This window comes from Tetragenococcus solitarius NBRC 100494 (assembly GCF_001544195.1).
In the GTDB taxonomy this organism is placed as follows: Bacteria; Bacillota; Bacilli; order Lactobacillales; family Enterococcaceae; genus Tetragenococcus; species Tetragenococcus solitarius.
This window is the reverse complement of the sequence record NZ_BCPY01000005.1, coordinates 37,734-56,906: the sequence shown is the minus strand read 5'-3', so window position 1 is coordinate 56,906 and position 19,173 is coordinate 37,734. Positions and strand designations below refer to the sequence as shown.

At 36.0% G+C, this 19,173-nt stretch carries 17 protein-coding genes; 13 read left to right on the top strand and 4 right to left on the bottom strand.

The features are described 5' to 3' along the window. The first annotated feature begins 194 nt into the window (after positions 1-194). The 3 genes from TS1_RS02935 to TS1_RS02925 all read left to right on the top strand — a co-directional run bounded on the left by TS1_RS02935 (position 195) and on the right by TS1_RS02925 (position 2,648). A complete protein-coding gene (locus TS1_RS02935) occupies positions 195-1,073 on the top strand; it encodes a LysR family transcriptional regulator (RefSeq protein WP_068707667.1) in 879 nt (292 codons plus the stop codon). Between the two features lie 181 nt (positions 1,074-1,254). Further along, entirely contained in the window at positions 1,255-1,797 is a 543-nt protein-coding gene (locus TS1_RS02930) for a hypothetical protein (protein ID WP_068707665.1), read from the top strand. 116 nt (positions 1,798-1,913) lie between these two features. After that, positions 1,914-2,648: a class I SAM-dependent methyltransferase gene (locus tag TS1_RS02925; protein ID WP_068707663.1), complete on the top strand. Its 735-nt coding sequence runs from the start codon at positions 1,914-1,916 to the stop codon at positions 2,646-2,648. Positions 2,649-2,722: 74 nt separating this feature from the next. Here the strand turns inward: TS1_RS02925 and TS1_RS02920 are convergent, their stop codons facing one another. Together TS1_RS02920 and TS1_RS02915 are read right to left on the bottom strand one after the other, a co-directional pair. Continuing rightward, the gene (locus TS1_RS02920; protein ID WP_068707661.1) at positions 2,723-3,043 is read right to left on the bottom strand and encodes a DMT family transporter; all 321 of its coding nucleotides are present in this window, start codon (positions 3,041-3,043) and stop codon (positions 2,723-2,725) included. Positions 3,044-3,359: 316 nt separating this feature from the next. Then, a complete protein-coding gene (locus tag TS1_RS02915; RefSeq protein ID WP_157061633.1) occupies positions 3,360-4,379 on the bottom strand; it encodes a zinc-binding alcohol dehydrogenase family protein in 1,020 nt (339 codons plus the stop codon). A 593-nt stretch (positions 4,380-4,972) separates the two neighbouring features. Here TS1_RS02915 and yycF point away from each other — a divergent pair. Genes yycF through TS1_RS02890 form a run of 5 tightly spaced genes read left to right on the top strand, consistent with a single transcriptional unit; the run spans position 4,973 to position 10,553 of the window. Continuing rightward, positions 4,973-5,677, top strand: a complete 705-nt coding sequence (gene yycF, locus TS1_RS02910; protein WP_068707657.1) for a response regulator YycF — start codon at positions 4,973-4,975, stop codon at positions 5,675-5,677. A 6-nt stretch (positions 5,678-5,683) separates the two neighbouring features. Beyond that, on the top strand, positions 5,684-7,519 hold the full coding sequence (walK, locus tag TS1_RS02905) for a cell wall metabolism sensor histidine kinase WalK (protein WP_068707655.1): 1,836 nt from the start codon (positions 5,684-5,686) through the stop codon (positions 7,517-7,519). Continuing rightward, positions 7,516-8,826, top strand: coding sequence for a YycH family regulatory protein (locus tag TS1_RS02900; RefSeq protein ID WP_068707653.1), 1,311 nt, complete (start codon positions 7,516-7,518; stop codon positions 8,824-8,826). Before walK ends, TS1_RS02900 begins: the two co-directional genes overlap by 4 nt. A 4-nt stretch (positions 8,827-8,830) precedes the next feature. After that, complete coding sequence (locus TS1_RS02895) at positions 8,831-9,694, top strand: two-component system regulatory protein YycI (RefSeq protein ID WP_068707651.1); 864 nt, start codon at positions 8,831-8,833, stop codon at positions 9,692-9,694. A gap of 52 nt (positions 9,695-9,746) precedes the next feature. After that, entirely contained in the window at positions 9,747-10,553 is an 807-nt protein-coding gene (locus tag TS1_RS02890) for an MBL fold metallo-hydrolase (RefSeq protein WP_068707649.1), read from the top strand. Between the two features lie 194 nt (positions 10,554-10,747). Here TS1_RS02890 and TS1_RS02885 read toward each other — a convergent pair whose 3' ends face one another. Then, positions 10,748-11,380, bottom strand: a complete 633-nt coding sequence (locus tag TS1_RS02885) for a CPBP family intramembrane glutamic endopeptidase (protein ID WP_068707647.1) — start codon at positions 11,378-11,380, stop codon at positions 10,748-10,750. Between the two features lie 261 nt (positions 11,381-11,641). Between TS1_RS02885 and groES the strand changes: the two genes are divergently transcribed. The 5 genes from groES (at position 11,642) to TS1_RS02860 (ending at position 18,146) form a co-directional block, all read left to right on the top strand. Beyond that, positions 11,642-11,926, top strand: a complete 285-nt coding sequence (gene groES / locus TS1_RS02880; RefSeq protein ID WP_068707645.1) for a co-chaperone GroES — start codon at positions 11,642-11,644, stop codon at positions 11,924-11,926. A 28-nt stretch (positions 11,927-11,954) separates the two neighbouring features. Next, positions 11,955-13,595, top strand: coding sequence for a chaperonin GroEL (groL, locus tag TS1_RS02875; RefSeq protein WP_068707643.1), 1,641 nt, complete (start codon positions 11,955-11,957; stop codon positions 13,593-13,595). 323 nt (positions 13,596-13,918) lie between these two features. Further along, positions 13,919-15,385: a nicotinate phosphoribosyltransferase gene (locus TS1_RS02870; protein ID WP_068707641.1), complete on the top strand. Its 1,467-nt coding sequence runs from the start codon at positions 13,919-13,921 to the stop codon at positions 15,383-15,385. A 26-nt stretch (positions 15,386-15,411) separates the two neighbouring features. After that, complete coding sequence (gene nadE / locus TS1_RS02865) at positions 15,412-16,236, top strand: ammonia-dependent NAD(+) synthetase (protein WP_068707639.1); 825 nt, start codon at positions 15,412-15,414, stop codon at positions 16,234-16,236. Positions 16,237-16,343: 107 nt separating this feature from the next. Continuing rightward, the gene (locus TS1_RS02860) at positions 16,344-18,146 is read left to right on the top strand and encodes an LTA synthase family protein (RefSeq protein WP_068707636.1); all 1,803 of its coding nucleotides are present in this window, start codon (positions 16,344-16,346) and stop codon (positions 18,144-18,146) included. 180 nt (positions 18,147-18,326) lie between these two features. Here the strand turns inward: TS1_RS02860 and TS1_RS02855 are convergent, their stop codons facing one another. Next, complete coding sequence (locus TS1_RS02855; RefSeq protein WP_068707634.1) at positions 18,327-19,163, bottom strand: LysR family transcriptional regulator; 837 nt, start codon at positions 19,161-19,163, stop codon at positions 18,327-18,329. Positions 19,164-19,173: the final 10 nt, after the last annotated feature.

Genomic DNA, 19,173 nt, shown 5'->3' with positions numbered 1-19,173 from the left:
AATCGACCGGCTATCCACTAGGTTTCTTTTAACTTAAAACAAGAAAATGAATGAACCAAAGCTTGACTGTAAAAACCCAGAGTGGATTGCTAGGAAACGACTTTAGTGGCGTTATTTTTTTGCTTGTTTCATTATTTAATTAAATAGAAACTTATAGGATAGGTTGGAAGACAAGAACAGTTGGAGGAAAACCAATGGAAATAAGAGTACTCAGATATTTTTTGGCTGTTGCTGAAGAACAAAGTATCGCCAAAGCAGCGCAGACATTACATATTACTCAGCCAACATTAAGTAGACAAATCAAAGGTCTGGAAGAGGACTTGGATACGGACCTTTTTACAAGAACCCATCGTAAAATGTTTTTAACTGAATCCGGCTTGTTTTTGAAAAAAAGAGCGGAGGATATTTTATATCTTAATGATAAAACTGAAAAAGAATTTGATGATCGCAAACAGGAATTGCTCAGCGGACATATCAGTATAGGTTGTGTAGAGGCAGATAATTCTGATACGCTAGCGTTAATCTTAGAGGAGTTTGTGGGTGAACACCCGCAAGTTACTTTTTCTATTTTTAGTGGCACAAGTGATGATATCGTCGATAGGTTAGATAAAGGACTGTTAGACCTGGCTATTTTGCTTGAACCCATCTCAACTCAGAAATATCATAAATTAGTTTTACCAAGACAAGAAAAGTGGGGCTTGATGGTTTCTAGCCAATCTTATTTAGCAGGTAAAGAGAAGATTCAAATAGAAGAATTATCTGGGATTCCTTTACTTTGTTCTCCTCGAGAAGAAATTCAGCAAATGATTAAATCCTGGGATTCTTTGCAAAATAAAGAATTAAATATTGTTGGAACATATAATTTAATCTTTAATGTTTTTTCATTAGTGGAAAATCACGTAGGTTCAGCTTTAACGATTAAAGGGGCAATGGCTAATAAAGACACTTCAAAGGTCAAATTTTTACCCATTGTTCCTGAAATAACGACTCATTGTGTGTTAGTTTGGAAGAAGAATATCTTATTATCTCCTTCTGCTAATAAGTTAGTAGAAAAATTTGTGCAAACTTTTTAGGTGTAAACGCCCTTATAAAAAGTAATGACAATGTATAGTAACTCGCTGTAATAGACCTACAAAAAGAGTCCATTACAGTTTTTATGAGAGTAGTAGCTTGTGAAAGGCGCTAAATAGAGATATAGTTATTGTAATATTGAAAATTTTCTGTTTTTGATGGGATAAAAGAAGGTGTTTACTTATGAAAGTGCGGCAGATCACGTTTCTTATGACTTCACTTGTTGTATTTTTAATAGGCTTACTCGGAAAATATGCACGAAAAAAACCGAATAAGGTAGAAAGCTCCCAACGAGTTCTTATGCCTAAATTCTTTTTAATCTTAGCGAATATTTTCATTTCTGTTGGCTTACTTTTACTTTTTTTGGTTGGCAGCCTTTTTATGACGGGACAGACTGCTAGTTCGGCAGGGGTGGGTTTGGGTTTAATTGCAATAGGGATTATGCTTTTTGGCTGGCTTCTTCGTCATATTTATCAAAGCTTTTATATCGAATTTCAGGAAAACTATGTTAAACAACGTACAGCTTTTTTGAGAAAAGAAAAAATCATTCGTTATGCTGATATCACCTATTACGAATACTATGAAGAAAGTGGACACCAATACATTCATATTGTGGATAAGAAAAATAAGAAAATGGATATTGATACTACATTTTTTACTATTGATCGTTTACTTGAAAAAATTGCACTAATCGAAGAGAAATCGCCTAGACACAGGATCTCTTGATCGGTAAGAGTGCTTATTTATTTGCTGAAAACGGACTTCTTTTTTTACAAGTGAGCAAATTGTAAGTGTGGTAAAATAGAATAAATCTACTGAAAGGTTCTGAAAGAAGGAAAAAAATGAACAATCCTTACGATAAACCAGAATTTTTTGAGGCTTATGCAAATATGGATCGCTCAAAATATGGTCTGGATGCAGCAGGAGAGTGGCATGAATTAAAAGCCATTTTACCCAATTTTACTCAAAAAAAGGTATTAGATTTAGGCTGTGGTTATGGCTGGCATTGTCGCTATGCAGCAAACCATGGAGCACAGCAAGTTATTGGTATTGACCGTTCACAAAAGATGATTGAACAAGCCCAATTAATGACAGAAGAGGAAAATATAGAATATAAAATTATGGACATGACTGATTTGTCCCAGCTTGCTATGAAATTTGATGTAATTATTAGTTCATTGGCAATTCATTATATTGAGGATTACGCAAGTTTGATTAAAAAGATTTATGCGCAGTTGTCACACGGTGGCAGCTTTATTATGAGCGTGGAGCACCCTATTTTTACTGCTTACGGTTCTGAACAATGGATAACAGATAGCAAGGGAAAAATTAGTCATTGGCCAGTGGATCGTTATTTTTCAGAAGGAGCAAGAGAGACTGAATTTTTAGAGTTTACTGTAACCAAATATCATCGGACAATGACAACCTATATTCAAACGCTGTTACAACAAGATTTTGTTCTTGATCAAGTGATTGAACCAACGCCAACGCAAGAAATGCTTGATACAAACAAAGAGATGCAAGATGAATTACGACGTCCCATGATGTTATTAGTATCTGCACATAAAAAAGGATGAAATCTGATAAGGAAAAGTTCGCCTATTGAAATAATTCTTCTCAATAGGCGAACTTTTTTTGCTAGACTTTGATTTTAGTGACCACTAGTTATTTTAATCCCAACGATACCGATTAAAAGCAAAATAATAAAAACCCAAGTAATCGGTGGAATATAATCTTTAAATAAAAAAACACCTACTAAAATGGAACCAACAGCACCAATCCCTGTCCATATTGGATAGGCAATACTTAAAGGCAATTGCTTGGTGGCTAAGGAAAGAAAGTAAAAACTTAATATCATACCTACTATAGTTAAAATAGAAAAAGAGACTTTACTGAATCCCTCGCTTAACTTTAAAGTTGTTGCCCAAAAAACTTCAAATAAGGCGGCAATAATTAATTGCGTCCAAGTCATAAACATTCCTCCTCACAAAAAAATAACCACTCCTCTCGCAAAGGCCTAAGAGAGTGAGTGCTTATTTTGTATCCGGCGATACATTAATTTTATTTATCTAAAGAAATTCTAGCACTAATTACTTGAAACTGCAAATCAGGATATTGGAGGCAAGTTTTCAGATGAGCCTCCAATCCTAAAAATATTGGAGGGAACTTTTCAGATGAGTCTCCGATCCTAAAAATATTGGAGGGAACTTTTCAAATGAGCCTCCAATCTCAAAAATATTGGAGGCAACTTCTTTAAGGTGCCTCCAATAACTATAGATGAAACAACTTTAATCGAAGTCTTCTAACACAATTTTGCCAATTGTGGTATCCGATTCTAATTGTTTGTGTGCTTTTCTTAAATTTTCAGCATTAATGGAACCGTAATGATAATTAGCCGTGGCGTGGATTTCGTTATTATCAACCATCTGAGCAATTGTGTCTAGATATTCGTGCTGCGTAATCATATTCGTCGTTTGATAAGAAGATTTGGTAAACATGAATTCCCAGCTGAAAGTTGCACTTTTATTTTTCAATAGTCCTAAATCAACAGCTTTATCGGTTTCTACAATAGAACAGATTTTTCCTAAAGGAGCGATTACTTCTGCCATCGCTGACCAATGCATTTGGGTAGAATGCAAACAAAGGATATAATCAACATTTGTAATGTTTTCTTCTTGTAATTGAGAAGAAAAATCATGGTGATGATTAATGACAATATCTGCCCCTTGTTTTTTTACCCAATTATAGGTTTCTTGACGAGAAGCAGTAGCGATAACTGTTAAACCAACGTTTTTCGCCAGTTGAATAGCGACAGAGCCGACACCGCCAGCACCGTTAATAATCAGTATTTTTTTGCCAACATTACTACTTTTATTATGGCTGACAGTTAAATGCTCAAATAATGCTTCATAAGCTGTTAAAGAAGTTAAAGGCAAAGAAGCAGCTGAAGCAAAATCTAAGGAATTTGGTTTTTTCCCGACAATTCGTTCATCCACTAAGTGAAACTGACTATTTGCACCTTGGCGAGTCGAATCGCCTGCATAAAAAACTTCATCTCCAACTTGAAACAACGTACAATCTTCCCCCGTTTGTTCAACAACTCCTGCTACATCCCAACCTAAAATTTTTGGTTTTTCTTCGATTTGTTCTTTAGGCGCACGTATTTTCGTATCAACCGGGTTAACCGAAATAGCTTTAACACGAACAAGTAAATCTCGTCCTTTCGCTTGGGGTGTGGGCACATCTAAGTCCAATAAACTATTAGGATCATCAATGGGCAAGTAACGATAAAGACCTACAGCTTTCATAGTGTTTTCCATAGAGAAATCCTCCTTATTTTTTAACTTTTTTAAACATAGAGAAGAGTTTTAAGATTTGTTATCCATTTTTAGAAATTTGAATAACAAATCGCCTAACCATCATTCAATTTTTCAATTATAGATAGTTGATTTACAGAACAGTATTCATTTTTGAACTTTCTTAGTTATCACTTCATTTTTTTAAAGGATTGTTTTCTACATTATAACATTTTTAGCTCATACAAAAGAAATCCTCTGCTTTTACTGATTTATTGCAAAATCTTTACACGAAAACAGTCTTTTTTTCATAATTTGTTCATAATTAAAGGTTACTATACAGTCATACCAACAAAATGTCTTTTATAAGACAACCCTAACACTTTTTCATTTTTACTCCTTGCCTGTCGATGACTTATCGGCAGGCCTCTTTTTGTTTATTATACCTTTTTTCTAAACGCAATGGCTAAAGCTAAATGAATCTATTTTTAAATAGGTTTGACCCTGTTATAAAAGAGCTACTTGTGTTTTAATGAAACTAAAGACAAAATCATGTATAATAGAAACGACTCGAAAAAAAACAAGTTTAATTGAGGTGAACTTTTTTGAAAAAAATATTAGTTGTTGATGATGAAAAGCCGATCACTGATATTGTTAAATTTAATTTAACAAAAGAAGGCTATGAAGTTTATACAGCTTCTGACGGCGAAGAAGCACTTACACAAGTAGAAGAAGTACAACCTGATTTAGTTCTACTTGATCTAATGCTGCCTAAAGTGGATGGTTTAGAAGTGGCTCGTGAGATTCGTAAGACACATGAAATGCCGATTATTATGGTAACTGCCAAAGACGCAGAAATTGATAAAGTTCTTGGATTAGAATTAGGCGCCGATGATTATGTTACTAAGCCATTTTCTAATCGAGAATTAGTTGCTCGTGTGAAAGCCAATTTACGCCGTGGCTCTGTTAGTGGTAAGGGCGCTGATCAACCAGCAAATGTAGAAATTACGATTAACGATATTACGATTCATCCAGATGCTTACATGGTAACAAAAAACGATGAAGAGATTGAATTGACGCATCGCGAGTTTGAACTGCTTCATTATTTGGCTCAACATATTGGACAAGTGATGACGCGTGAACATTTGTTACAAACCGTATGGGGTTATGATTATTTTGGCGACGTACGGACAGTGGATGTGACAGTGCGACGTTTACGCGAAAAGATTGAAGACAACGCCAGTCATCCCGGCTATTTAGTTACCCGCCGGGGTGTAGGTTATTATTTACGTAATCCAGAACAGGAGTAACGATATATGAAAAAGAAGGTTCGCTTTTTTCGATCAGTGAACTTTAAGTTCGCCCTGACGTTTATCTTGATTTTACTTATTTCAATCGAGATTATCGGGGCGTATTTTATTCGCGGGTTGGAACGTTCAACAATCGAAAATTTTAAAACGAGCATGGATACACAGGCTGAAACTTTGACGAGCACGCTGGGGAACCACTTAGGAAACCAAGATGACGAGGTCAACAGTCAGCAAGCAAATGAAATTCAACGTGTACTTGATAATAATGATTCACCTGATGTTTTAGAGATGAAAGTAGTAGACGAAAAAAATAATATTCGGGCTACAACCAGTGTTTCAGAGCGTAATATGGTCGGTAAAAAAAATGATGATCCTTATATTGATGACTTTTCCACAAAAAGCTTAGTAGCCATTGATGAAGCGACTTCTGATCGTGTCCAAATTAATGTCCAGCCGATTCAATCAGCTGGAGATACTGTCGTAGGCGCTTTATATGTCAAAAGTGACTTAGAAGAACAGTATCGTGAGATTAATAAAATTGCTTTAATTTTTATTACTGCTTCTATTATTGCGGTCTTTATTTCGATGATTGTGGCAGTTTTAGTCGCACGTTCGATCACGCAGCCGATTGGAGAAATGCGGGAACAAGCTTTACGGATTGCTAAAGGAGACTATAGCCGGAAGGTTCAAGTGAAAGGAAAAGATGAACTAGGGGAGCTGGCGAATACATTTAACCAATTAGGAGAACGAATTGCAGAGACACAAGAGGCAATGGAGTCAGAACGTAACCGGTTAAATAGTGTGCTCTCTCATATGACAGATGGCGTTGTAGCAACAGATCGTCGTGGTAAAGTAATCATCATTAACGAAATGGCTTTATCTTTACTTAATGTTGAAAAAGAAAATGCGGTAGGTCGTTCGATATTGGCATTGTTTGATATAGAAGAAGAGTATACCTTACGCAAGCTTTTGGAAAATCCAGATGAAATCTTGATTGAACGGCCTTCTGCGGATAAAAATCTGGATAATGTTCTTTTACGAATTGATTTTTCCATGATTCGACGGGAGTCTGGTTTTATTTCTGGTCTAGTTGCGGTGTTACATGATGTCACCGAGCAAGAAAAAACAGAACAAGAGCGTCGTGAATTTGTTTCTAATGTTTCTCATGAGTTACGTACACCTTTAACAAGTACTCGTAGCTATATTGAAGCTTTAGCTGAAGGTGCTTGGCAAGATAAAGAAATTGCGCCGAAGTTCTTAGAGGTGACATTAAATGAAACAGACCGAATGATTCGCATGATTAACGACCTATTAAACCTGTCTCGGATGGATAGCGGAAATTATCAACTGCAATTAGAATATATTAATTTTAAGGAAATGGTTAATTTTGTGTTGGATCGTTTTGATATGATGGTGGATGAACACGAAAAAAAATACCGCATCCAACGAGAGTTTACTAAGCGAGAATTATGGGTTGAAGTAGATACAGACCGAATGATTCAAGTGATCGATAATTTGATGAATAATGCAGTTAAATATTCTCCAGATGGCGGTGTCATCAAAGTTCGTTTAATGGAAACTCATAATAATATAATATTAAGCATTACCGATCAAGGCTTAGGCATACCACCTAACGATCTTAACAAGATTTTTGATCGTTTTTATCGAGTAGATAAGGCGCGAGCACGTAAGCAAGGAGGTACAGGCTTAGGGCTTGCCATCTCTAAAGAAGTACTAAAAGCACACGGTGGTAATATCTGGGTTGAAAGCCGCGAACATGTTGGCTCAACCTTTTTCGTTAGTTTGCCTTACGAACCTTATGAGGAGGATTGGTGGGAATGAAATTTTCAAAATACTTTCTTTGGGTTGGCTTGGTTTTGATGATTGCCTTAAGTTTCTACCTTTCTTATCTAATATGGGCGAGCCCGGCAAGCGAAGATCAAACCTTAGTGGAAGAAACAGAAGATACTGAAGCAACACAAGAGCAAGGAGACTATGTAGACGCTGATGAGATTTTTCTGCCAACCAAGGTAGTACATGTAACAGATAGTGGCGCTAAGGCCAGTAATACTGAGCCTTTGTTAGAAGATCTGCAAAAAGATATCTCGCAAGCTTCTTTTAATTCTTTAACGATTCAATCCTATGATTCATCTGCACAATTAGCTCAACATACAGCGTTAACAGATGGGATTGAGATGGACTATGCTTCTTTGTTTCCTTTAAAAAATTATATTGACTTTTTTGATATAGATTTGCCTTTTGAAGAAGACGGCGAAGAGGGCTCGTTTAAGTTTCAAATCGTTCAAATTGATTTTTCAGAGAAAAAAATCTGTTTTATCAATAAAGAAGAGCAGCTTTCAGCAGAAGCCAAGCTCACAAGTTCCCTAAGTAACATCAATGATACTCTACAAAAAGAATCAATTGACTGGTACGATGTCGTTAAAGATGAAGCTCTAGATTTTTTTGAGTATTTTAATGAAGAACCAGTTAAGTTGAAAAAATTTAGTTATATTGCTTCTTCACGTCCTTATACCATTTTCCGTGATGCATTTTTTACAGATCCTAAAAATTTGCGGAGTAATGAGGATACGGAAGATTTAAATATTTATGATGGCTCAGAATCGATGGTCATCGAGCCTGATGATCAGCGCGTTGATTTCCAAGGGGTTGCTTCTGGAGAAGACTTCGACCAATATAAAGATAGCTATCAATATGTACGTGAACTGGGGACAAGTTACGGTTCAGTTCGCTTTTTAGACAACATAAAAAATAGATTGGACTATCATATCTTTGTAGAAGGATTCCCAGTCTTTAGTGATGACGACGAAGGTAAATTTTCTGTTGCATTTTCTAATTCTGGACAAGAAGGTCAGCGCAGTGTGGAAGTTCGGGCCAATTTAAATACAATTCAAGTGCCAATCCCATCTGACAGCGAAGTAGAAGTTCCTTCGGGAAAAGTCGTTTTAGAAAACTTGTATTATGCAGGAGCAGATCCTGAAAAAATGCACAGCTTAGTCGTTGGTTACAATTGGAAAAATATTGAAGATACGGGCGTTGTTGATTTAGAACCAGGATGGTATGTACAATATGACGATAAATGGTACAATTCAGAAGATTTAATGCAGCAGTTGCAAGAAAGCGAGGAATAAATAAATGGATTTTAAAAAAATCGGTTGGATTTTTTTCTTTGCCTTTCTATGTTTAAATGTGTTTTTGTTTAGCATTTATAAAGAAGCAGATGGTCAAGATGATGTAGTGTATCGCACGGATCAAAAAGTGCCAATTGAAGATCGTTTGTCCTCAGAAAATATTTCCTATAGTGGAAAATTTTCCAAAAAACATCCACAAGGCTATTATCTTAGCGGAAAACCTACGGATATGAATGATGCGCTTGAAACAGAGCGCGATCGTCTTGATAATCCTAACCTTTTGAGTGAACAAACGTCAACAGACGGTCAGACACTTACTCATAACGTTGAAGGAGAAAATGCCATTACCGATACTTCTAAGACAGCTAAAGTGTTAAAACATTTTCTGCAACAAGAAGACCAAGTATTATTTGGTAAAGAATACGAGTACCTTGAAAATATTTCAACGCTCCATGGCGAATATCCCACATTGGTTGCAGCGCAAAGTTATGAGGGGATTCCAATTGATGATAGTTCTAGTCGTATAGAAATTGAACTATCTGATGAAGACGATAAGTGGGTTTTTAATAATTATACACAAACGCATATGTCTGATTTAATTCCTTTGCGCGAAGCTTTTTCATTATATTCAGAAGAGGAAATTATTAACACTTTATACGTGAATAATAAAATTCCTAATGATTCTAAAATTAAATGGCGTCATTTAGCCTATACTTTAACATTGAAAGTAAGAGGACAAAATGTGTATGTGCCTGCATGGTTTGTGGCTATAGAAGATGAAGATGGTCAAACGCAGATTGAAAGAGTCAATGCCTTAACTAATCGAGTGATTACAAATAGCACAGTTCAAACGGTAGAAAATTCCTAAAAAGGCATGTATAATAGAATCAGCTTTTATGTTAGAGAGGAAGTCACACGCAGTGGAGAAAGAAAATGCATTTCAAATTAGTGTCTTAGCCAGTGGAAGTACCGGAAACTCGTTATATATCGAAACACCTAAAAAGAAAATTTTGGTAGATGCTGGACTAAGTGGGAAAAAAATTACTTCGTTACTTAATGAAGTGGATCGAAAACCAGACGATTTAGATGCGATTTTTGTCACGCATGAGCATCGTGATCATGTCCATGGCGTTGGTGTATTGTCTCGCAAATATAATTTGGATATCTATGCTAATAATAAAACATGGCAAGCAATGTCTCCTTTAATTGGGAATATTGCACTTGATCATAAACATACTTTTGAGATGGGAAAAGTGTTAACTTTTGGTGATTTAGATATTGAAAGTTTTGGTGTCTCTCATGATGCAGCGGCTCCACAATTCTATCGCTTTCACAAAGATGGCAAGTCTTTTGTTGTGTTAACAGATACTGGCTATTGCAGCGATCATTTGCGAGGGATTGTGCGGGGAGCAGATGCTTATTTGATTGAAAATAACCATGACTTAGAGATGTTGCGCTCAGGTAAGTACCCTTGGAGCTTAAAACAACGGATTTTAGGTGATCGTGGACATTTGTCTAATGAAGATGGTGCACTTATGATGAGTGATGTCTTAACTGACCAAACAAAACGTATTTATTTGGGACATTTAAGTAAAGAAAATAATTTAAAAGAGTTAGCTCATTTAACAATGGAAAATACCTTAAAAGAGTATGACCTGGGCCCAGGCGAAGCTTTTCAGATTTGTGATACAGATCCAGAACAAGCAACGAGTCTATTTGCCTTATAAATAAAAAAGTATCCGAAATCAAATCGGATACTTTTTTTGCGTACAAATCATTACGATTTAGCGGTCAGAGGGAGCTAAGAGCAGGTCCTTCAAGAGCTTAGCGGGCTATGCCGCTTAGCACTTGCTGAGAACAAAGCGCAAGCGAAGAAACGAACAGTGCGAGGAAGATGTAAGAAAACGAGAATTCAATGTTTTTAATTACTTGCAGCTAAAATTAAATTAACAATAATCACTAGACTGTTCATACCGACATGGCTGATCATTGATGTCCATATTTTGCCAGTCTTTTTATAAAGTAGGCAAAAGAAAAATCCAAGCATAAAATATAAAAGAAGATGTCCGTCTTGATGAACAAGGGCAAATACCAAAGAACTAAAGATAATACCAAACCAAGTGTAAGAATAAGAGTCAAAGAAGCCGATGAAAGCCCGGCGAAAAACAAATTCTTCCATAATGGGTCCGCCAATCATGGCTGCCAGTGCAAATAAAGGATGACGTAAAACAAGATGAATAATGTTTTGCGTATTTTGCGATTCAATCGGTTGCCCTAAGAATTGTTCAATCTGCATCATAATTGTTTGCAAAAAGATGGCTAGGAAAATTCCTATAATTCCCCAAAATAAAGTTAGAAAAAAAGCACTCTCTTTTCTTTCAAAAGTGAGTTTATTGGTTTGCCTCAGATATAAAAGAATCATCAAGCATGCGCCTAAAAGATAAGTAACGGTCGTTGTAGTGGTACTTGCTTGACGAGTGGGCGCAAAGACTGGAGCAAAAAAAGCAACGATATAAATTAAAATGGTAACCAAGCTATATTTTCTAAGAGACATTAGAAACTCCTTTTTTCTGCACAATTTTTATTAATTCATTTATTATACAAAAACAAGTGCAAGTTGACAATTGCCAACTTGCACTTGAAATTTTAACTAGTAAATAAGACTGACTTTTTTTGACTTTTATAAAAAAATTTAGTCTAACTACTTGCAATATTAGATAAAAATGATAATATTGAAATTGTGAGTTAGCACTCTATATTCCAGAGTGCTAACGACAGAAAGTTAAATGAAAAATTTTATTTGGAGGGATTTCTCGTGTTAAAACCATTAGGTGATCGCGTAATGATCGAAGTTTCGCAAGAAGAAGAAAAAACAGTCGGAGGGATTGTTTTAGCGTCCACTGCTCAAAAAAAACCACAAACAGGTAAGGTTGTAGCTGTTGGTGACGGACGTACCCTGGATAACGGCGAGGTAGTAAAAGTTCCCGTAAATGTCGGAGATACGGTTTTATTTGAAAAATACGCCGGCTCTGAAGTGAAATACGAAGGTAAAGAGTACATGATCTTTTCAGCAAAAGACATTGTAGCAATTGTAGAATAAAAAAACTTTATTTTTGAGGTGAAAAATTATGGCAAAAGATATTAAATTTTCAGAAGACGCACGTCGTTCAATGCTTAATGGTGTAAGCAAATTAGCAGATACAGTCAAAGTAACATTAGGCCCTAAAGGACGTAATGTGGTATTAGAAAAATCTTATGGTTCTCCTTTAATTACGAATGATGGTGTAACCATTGCAAAAGAAATCGAATTAGACGACCATTTTGAAAATATGGGCGCTCAATTAGTTTCAGAAGTGGCTTCTAAAACGAATGATATTGCTGGTGACGGTACCACAACTGCCACAGTTTTAGCGCAATCCATTGTAAGTGAAGGCTTAAAAAACGTTACTTCCGGTGCTAATCCTTTAGGCATTCGTCGTGGTATTGAACAAGCAACTCAAAAAGCTGTAGAAGAATTAAAAAATATCTCTACTCCAGTTGCATCAAAAGAAGCGATTGTACAAGTTGGTGAAGTTTCTTCTGGAAGCAAAAAAGTTGGTGACTACATTGCAGATGCAATGGATAAAGTTGGTAACGACGGTGTTATTACCATTGAAGATTCTCAAGGAATTGATACAGAATTAGATGTTGTTGAAGGAATGCAATTTGACCGTGGTTACTTATCACAATACATGGTTACTGATAACGAAAAAATGGAAGCAGATTTAGATAATCCATATATCTTGATTACCGATAAGAAAATTTCTAACATTCAAGATATCCTTCCATTGTTAGAACAAGTGGTACAACAATCAAAACCATTATTGATTATTGCAGACGATATTGACGGAGAAGCACTACCAACACTTGTTTTGAATAAAATCCGTGGAACCTTTAATGTAGTGGCTGTAAAAGCTCCTGGCTTTGGTGATCGTCGTAAAGCGATGTTAGAAGATATCGCAGTTTTAACAGGCGCTACTGTTCTTACTGAAGATTTAGGACTTGATCTAAAGGATGCTACAATGGATTCTCTTGGTAAAGCAAATAAAGTTACCGTTGATAAAGATAATACAACCATTGTAGAAGGTGCGGGTGACTCAACAGCTATCGAAGAACGTGTTCAATTACTTAAAAATCAAGTAAATGAAACAACTTCTGATTTTGATCGCGAAAAATTGCAAGAACGTCTTGCTAAATTAGCTGGCGGTGTTGCAGTCATTAAAGTAGGGGCACCAACTGAAACGGAACAAAAAGAATTAAAACTACGTATTGAAGATGCCTTGAATGCCACTCGCGCAGCCGTTGAAGAAGGAATGGTACCTGGTGGTGGAACGGCACTTGTAAATGTAATAAACAAAGTAGCGGAATTAGATGCTCCTGATGACGCAAAAACAGGAATTAATATTGTTGTTCGTGCATTAGAAGAACCAGTCCGCCAAATTGCTAAAAATGCTGGTTTTGAACCTTCAGTTATTATCGAAAAATTAAAAGGTGAAGAATTAGGCACTGGGTTCAACGCAGCAACTGGCGAATGGGTAAATATGGTTGATGCAGGAATTGTTGACCCAACAAAAGTTGTTCGTTCTGCTTTACAAAATGCAGCTTCAATTTCCGCTTTACTGTTATCTACAGAAGCAGTCGTTGCTGATCATCCAGAACCAGAATCAAATAGTGGTGCTGGCGCCGGCGCTCAAGGAATGGATCCATCAATGATGGGCGGTATGATGTAATATTATTCAAAAAAGCCTTGGACAGAAGATCAATGTCCAAGGCTTTTTTTGTGGTTTGAGATGGTGTCTCAACTACAAAAATGAATGTTTTATGAGAGGGAAATCGGTCAAAAGGTACATTAGAACGTTGGTTTTTTAATGAAATCTTTGAAATTTATGATTTAGAAAAGCTTCGGTATGTTAATTTCAATTATTGAGCTGTATTTTAAGTGGTTATTTTCATGGAAAGTGCAATATTTTTTCTTTTTTAAGTGATATTGTTACATGGACTTTATTATCTTTGTTATAATGGAAGGGAGAAAATTTGAGGGGGCTTGAATGTGATGAATAAAACGTATAAAGACGATAGTTTAGCACTGCATACAGATCTTTACCAAATTAATATGATGAAAACTTACTGGGAACTTGGTCGTGCAGACTTGCATGCTGTTTTCGAATGTTTTTTTCGTGAAATGCCGTTTAAAAATGGTTACGCGGTATTTGCCGGCTTAGAGCGTTTAGTTGATTATTTAAAACATTTGGAATTCACCGAAACAGATATCGAATACTTACGTTCAGTGGAAAACTATCCAGAGGAATTTTTGAATTATTTAAGAGATTTTACTTTTACTTGTACCGTACGTTCTGCTAAAGAGGGGGATTTAGTTTTTGCTAATGAACCAATCATTCAGGTAGAAGGCCCTTTAGCTCAGGCACAATTAGTGGAAACGGCGATTTTAAATATGGTCAACTTTCAAACTCTAATTGCAACTAAAGCCGCACGTATCAAAACGGTAATTGGTGAAGATCCGTTACTAGAATTTGGCTCCCGACGCGCACAAGAGTTGGACGCAGCTGTATGGGGTGCTCGAGCGGCTTATGTAGGCGGAGCGGACGCTACTAGTAATGTACGAGCAGGCAAAATATTTGGCATTCCAGATGCTGGCACACATGCACATTCGCTTATTCAGTCTTACGGTAACGATTATGATGGTTTTATGGCTTATGCCAAAACACATAAGGACTGTGTTTTTTTAGTTGACACTTATGATACCTTAAAACTAGGTGTACCTAACGCCATTCGAGTAGCCAAAGAATTAGGAGATAAAATTAACTTTTTAGGTGTGCGTATTGACAGTGGAGATATGGCATATATTTCTAAAAAAGTGAGAGCTCAACTAGATGAAGCAGGTTTTCCTAATGCTAAAATTTATGCGTCTAACGACCTTGATGAAAATACGATTCTAAATTTGAAAATGCAAAAAGCTAAAATCGATGTTTGGGGTGTAGGCACTAACTTGATTACAGCTTACGATCAGCCTGCTTTAGGTGCGGTATATAAGCTAGTTTCGATTGAAAATGAAAAAGGCGAAATGGTTGATACGATCAAACTTTCTAGTAATGCTGAGAAAGTAACGACACCTGGCAAAAAACAGGTATGGCGTATCACACGTAACTCTGATGAAAAATCACAAGGAGATTACGTCACTTTATGGGATGAAAAACCTAACGAACAAGACAGTATCTATATGTTTCATCCGGTGCATACTTATATCAATAAAACAGTAACTGATTTTACCGCTCGTATTCTTTTGCATGACATTTTCGTAAGCGGTAAGCTAGTATATGATATGCCTAGTCTAGAAGATATTAAAACATACTCTAAAGAATGTTTAGCTTCTTTATGGGAAGAATATAAACGTGAATTAAATCCACAGCCTTATCCTGTTGATTTATCAACAGACTGTTATGATCATAAGATGAGACTTTTGAATAAGGTAAGACAAGAAGTAGAAGAGTTAAGCAGTTAACTACTATAGAGGTAGGAGGAATTACTTTGAGTTTACAAACAAAAATTATTGCTGAAACAGGAGTACAGCCCGTTATTGACCCTGAAGAAGAAATACGAAAAAGTATTGATTTTTTGAAGGAATATTTGTATAAAAATACTTTTTTAAAGACATTTGTATTAGGTATTAGCGGAGGACAAGATTCTTCTTTAGCTGGACGACTTACACAGATGGCTATGGAAGAAATGCGTCAGGAAACTAAAAATTCAGATTATCATTTTATTGCTGTTCGGCTACCTTATGGGACACAGGCAGATGAAGAAGATGCCAAACGTGCGATCGAATTTATCCAACCAGATACTCAAATTGAAGTAGACATTAAACCGGCAGTAGACGCGCAAGTTGCTGCATTAAGAGCCGTAGGTATGTCTATTTCGGATTTTAATAAGGGAAATATTAAAGCACGTCAACGTATGGTTGCACAGTATGCCATTGCTGGCGAATTCTCTGGCGCAGTTATTGGAACAGACCATGCAGCTGAAAATATCACAGGCTTTTTTACAAAATACGGTGATGGGGCTGCGGATATTTTACCGATCTTTCGTTTAAATAAGCGTCAAGGGAAATTATTATTACAAGCTTTAGGAGCACCAGAAGAGCTCTATGTTAAGGTACCTACCGCAGACTTAGAAGAAGATAAGCCACTTATAAGCGATGAGGCTGCTTTAGGGATCACCTATCAAGAGATTGATGATTATCTTGAAGGAAAATCTATTTCTAGCAAGGCTCAGACAATTATTGAAAATTTATGGAAGAAAACACAACATAAGCGTCATCAGCCGATCACTTTATTTGATGATTATTGGAAGTAAATTATTATACGTTTGGTCGTTTGAAAATGTTAGAAGAAAATGAGTGAACAATAGGAAAGGGGAAACATCTGTGTTCCTCTTTTTTAATTGAGTAAGGTGTTTGAAAAATGTTTAAAAAACTACGATATGTAACCATAGGATTATTGGTGGTCTGTGGCATTCTTTTTAGTAACCTTTTTTTACAATGGTGTCAAAACGATTTGTCCGTTGATTTAGCCGTTAAATTTGCATTTTTTTGGCATACGGAAAAGTTCTTTTTAGCCAGTGTTGTTTTACTCGTACTGTTCTTATTTTTAGTCAGCCTAGCTGGTTCTTTGCTAGTGGGAACTAGTATTTATAGTCTTTTTATTGCAGTAATTGGTTTTGCTACATATATGAAGATGTCATTTCGACAAGAACCGATTTATCCTGACGATTTGAAAATGGCCACGCAATTCGGTTTTTTTAAAGAAGTATTAGGTACAGGTCCTTTTCTACTGCTTTTTGCATTAATCATTGGCGTTACGGGTTTGTTTGTCTATCAATTCTATCGAAGTTTCTTTTTATCGAAAAATAAACAAATTCTACGAATTGTCATGCTTTGCATTAGTACCTTAGGCTTGCTGTATATTAGCCATTTTAACGATGAAACAAATTTGTTGAGAAGAGCGTATAATAAAACGGCGCTATGGATTCCTTATTCACAGCAAATGAATTATTATAATACAGGCTTTGTCGGAGGCTTTTTATACAATTTACGTGTTGATGCTATGGACGAACCTTCTGGCTATTCTAAAAAAGCCATTGAAGAAATTACTAAGAAGTATCAGAAAAAAACACAAGCTGCTAAAAGCCAAGAGCAGCCTAATATTGTCTATGTTATGAGCGAAAGTTTTTCAAATCCAGACCATTTACAAGGGCTGTCGGTGACCGGCAATCCGTTAAAAGAATATAATGAAGTGGCCAATCAAACATATAGCGGTAAAATGCTTTCGCAAAACTATGGAGGCGGTACGGCAAATATTGAATTTGAAGCTTTAACGGGTTTTTCAATGGAATTATTAAACCCGCAGATGACCACTCCTTATACTATGCTGGTGCCTAAAATAGACCAGTTGCCTTCTCTAGTTTCATTAACAAAACAACGAGGATATGATGCAAGGGCTATCCATCCTTATGATACTTCGATGTATAAGCGTCAGGATGTTTATTCTACTTTAGGGTTTGATCAATTTATTGATCAAGATAGCATCGATCATACTCAGACAATTGAAAATAATCCTTATATATCTGATAAGGCTGCTTACCAGCAAGTACTTGATTTACTGAAAGAGGAACAAAATCCTCAGTTTATCCACCTAGTTACTATGCAGACCCATATGCCTTATGAAGGAAAATACAATGATATAAATTATCAAGTGACAGGTGACGAAAATAAAGCAAGTGTTGAAAATTATTTACAGGATATCAACTATAGTAGCCAAGCTTTGCAAGATTTTACGCAAGAACTCGCTGACTTGCCAGAACGAACTTTAGTTGTTTTTTGGGGAGATCATTTACCGGGAATTTACTCTGATCAGCTACAAGAAAAAAATACGGCAGCCGATTTGCACCAAACAGAATTTTTAATGGCCGATTCAAAAGGGAAGATAAAGGCTGAAAAGAAGCCGGTAACGAGTCCGTTTTATTTTGCGCCAGACTTATTTCAGCGGGCAGGGCTAAAAACCACGCCTTTTTACGAATTGTTGTTAGACTTAGAAAAAATAGTACCCGCGTTTGAACCGAGGATGTATGTAGATAACGATAATCAATGGCACAAAGATTTAATGTTAAATAAAAGCCAACAGAAAATTTATAATGATTATCGTTTGATCCAATATGATATTTTGCAAGGTGAACAGTATAGTTTGCAAAGCGATTTCTTTGAGTAAGTTGTTTCACGGATAAAATTTGTTTATAAATTCTAGGTAGTTTAAAACAAGAAAACACGCATTTTAATTCTATCTTAGAAACATTTTTTGTGAAACTATTATAGGAGTTGTGGAGATATTTGAGATGAAAATTGTGGATAAAAAAACTGCCTATTGGAAATTTTTCCGATAGGCAGTTTTTTAGAAAAGTTTGTCTTTATGCGATAATTGTTCTTGGATAAAGGAAGAAATTTTTCCTAATTTTTCTGATACAACTTTTTTGCGTGTTAAAAAATAAAGATTTCGCTGGCTAAAAGTGTCTGTATCTAATTGTTGGTAGGGAAATGTTTGATCTAAAGCTAACCTAGAAATAATAGTTTTTCCTACATGATTTTTTAATAGCGCCAGCACCATTTCGTGGTTGTACGTTCGGATAATCTTAGGTGAAAGATTATTATATTTTAAATAATTTTCATTGACAAAACCTAAAGGAGAATCTGTTTCAGGAAGCAGCCAGTAGTCAGATTCAGGATCGCCTGCTAACACTAATTCGTCTTTAGTGGCGATATAGCGCTCCACTAATTCACTCTGTTCTGGCGTTTCGATGAGACCAAAATCCACTTTAGCTTTCTCTAATTCTTGTACGATTTCTTTGCCTGACATTACTGGAAAGCTGAAATTAACCATCGGAAATTGTTTAACCAGAATAGGAACGATTTTTGGAAGAAGATAAGCCCCACAAGTTTGTGAACTGGCTAAAACGCATTTTTCACGGTAATTTTTTTGCGTATTTACATGGGTGACGGCGTCGTTCCACTCTTCAATAATTTTTAAAATCCGCGGATATAAAAAATCAGCTTCTTTTGTAGGAAGGATTTCTTGTTTTCCATTGCGAATAAATAAGGACACATTTAGATAGTCCTCTAATTTGCGAATCTGAGCAGAAACAGTGGGCTGGGTCAGATAAAGACTGTTTGCTGTTTTCGTAAAATTATGTGTTTCATATACAGATAAAAAAGCTTTTAATAAATGAAACAAAGCTTCACCC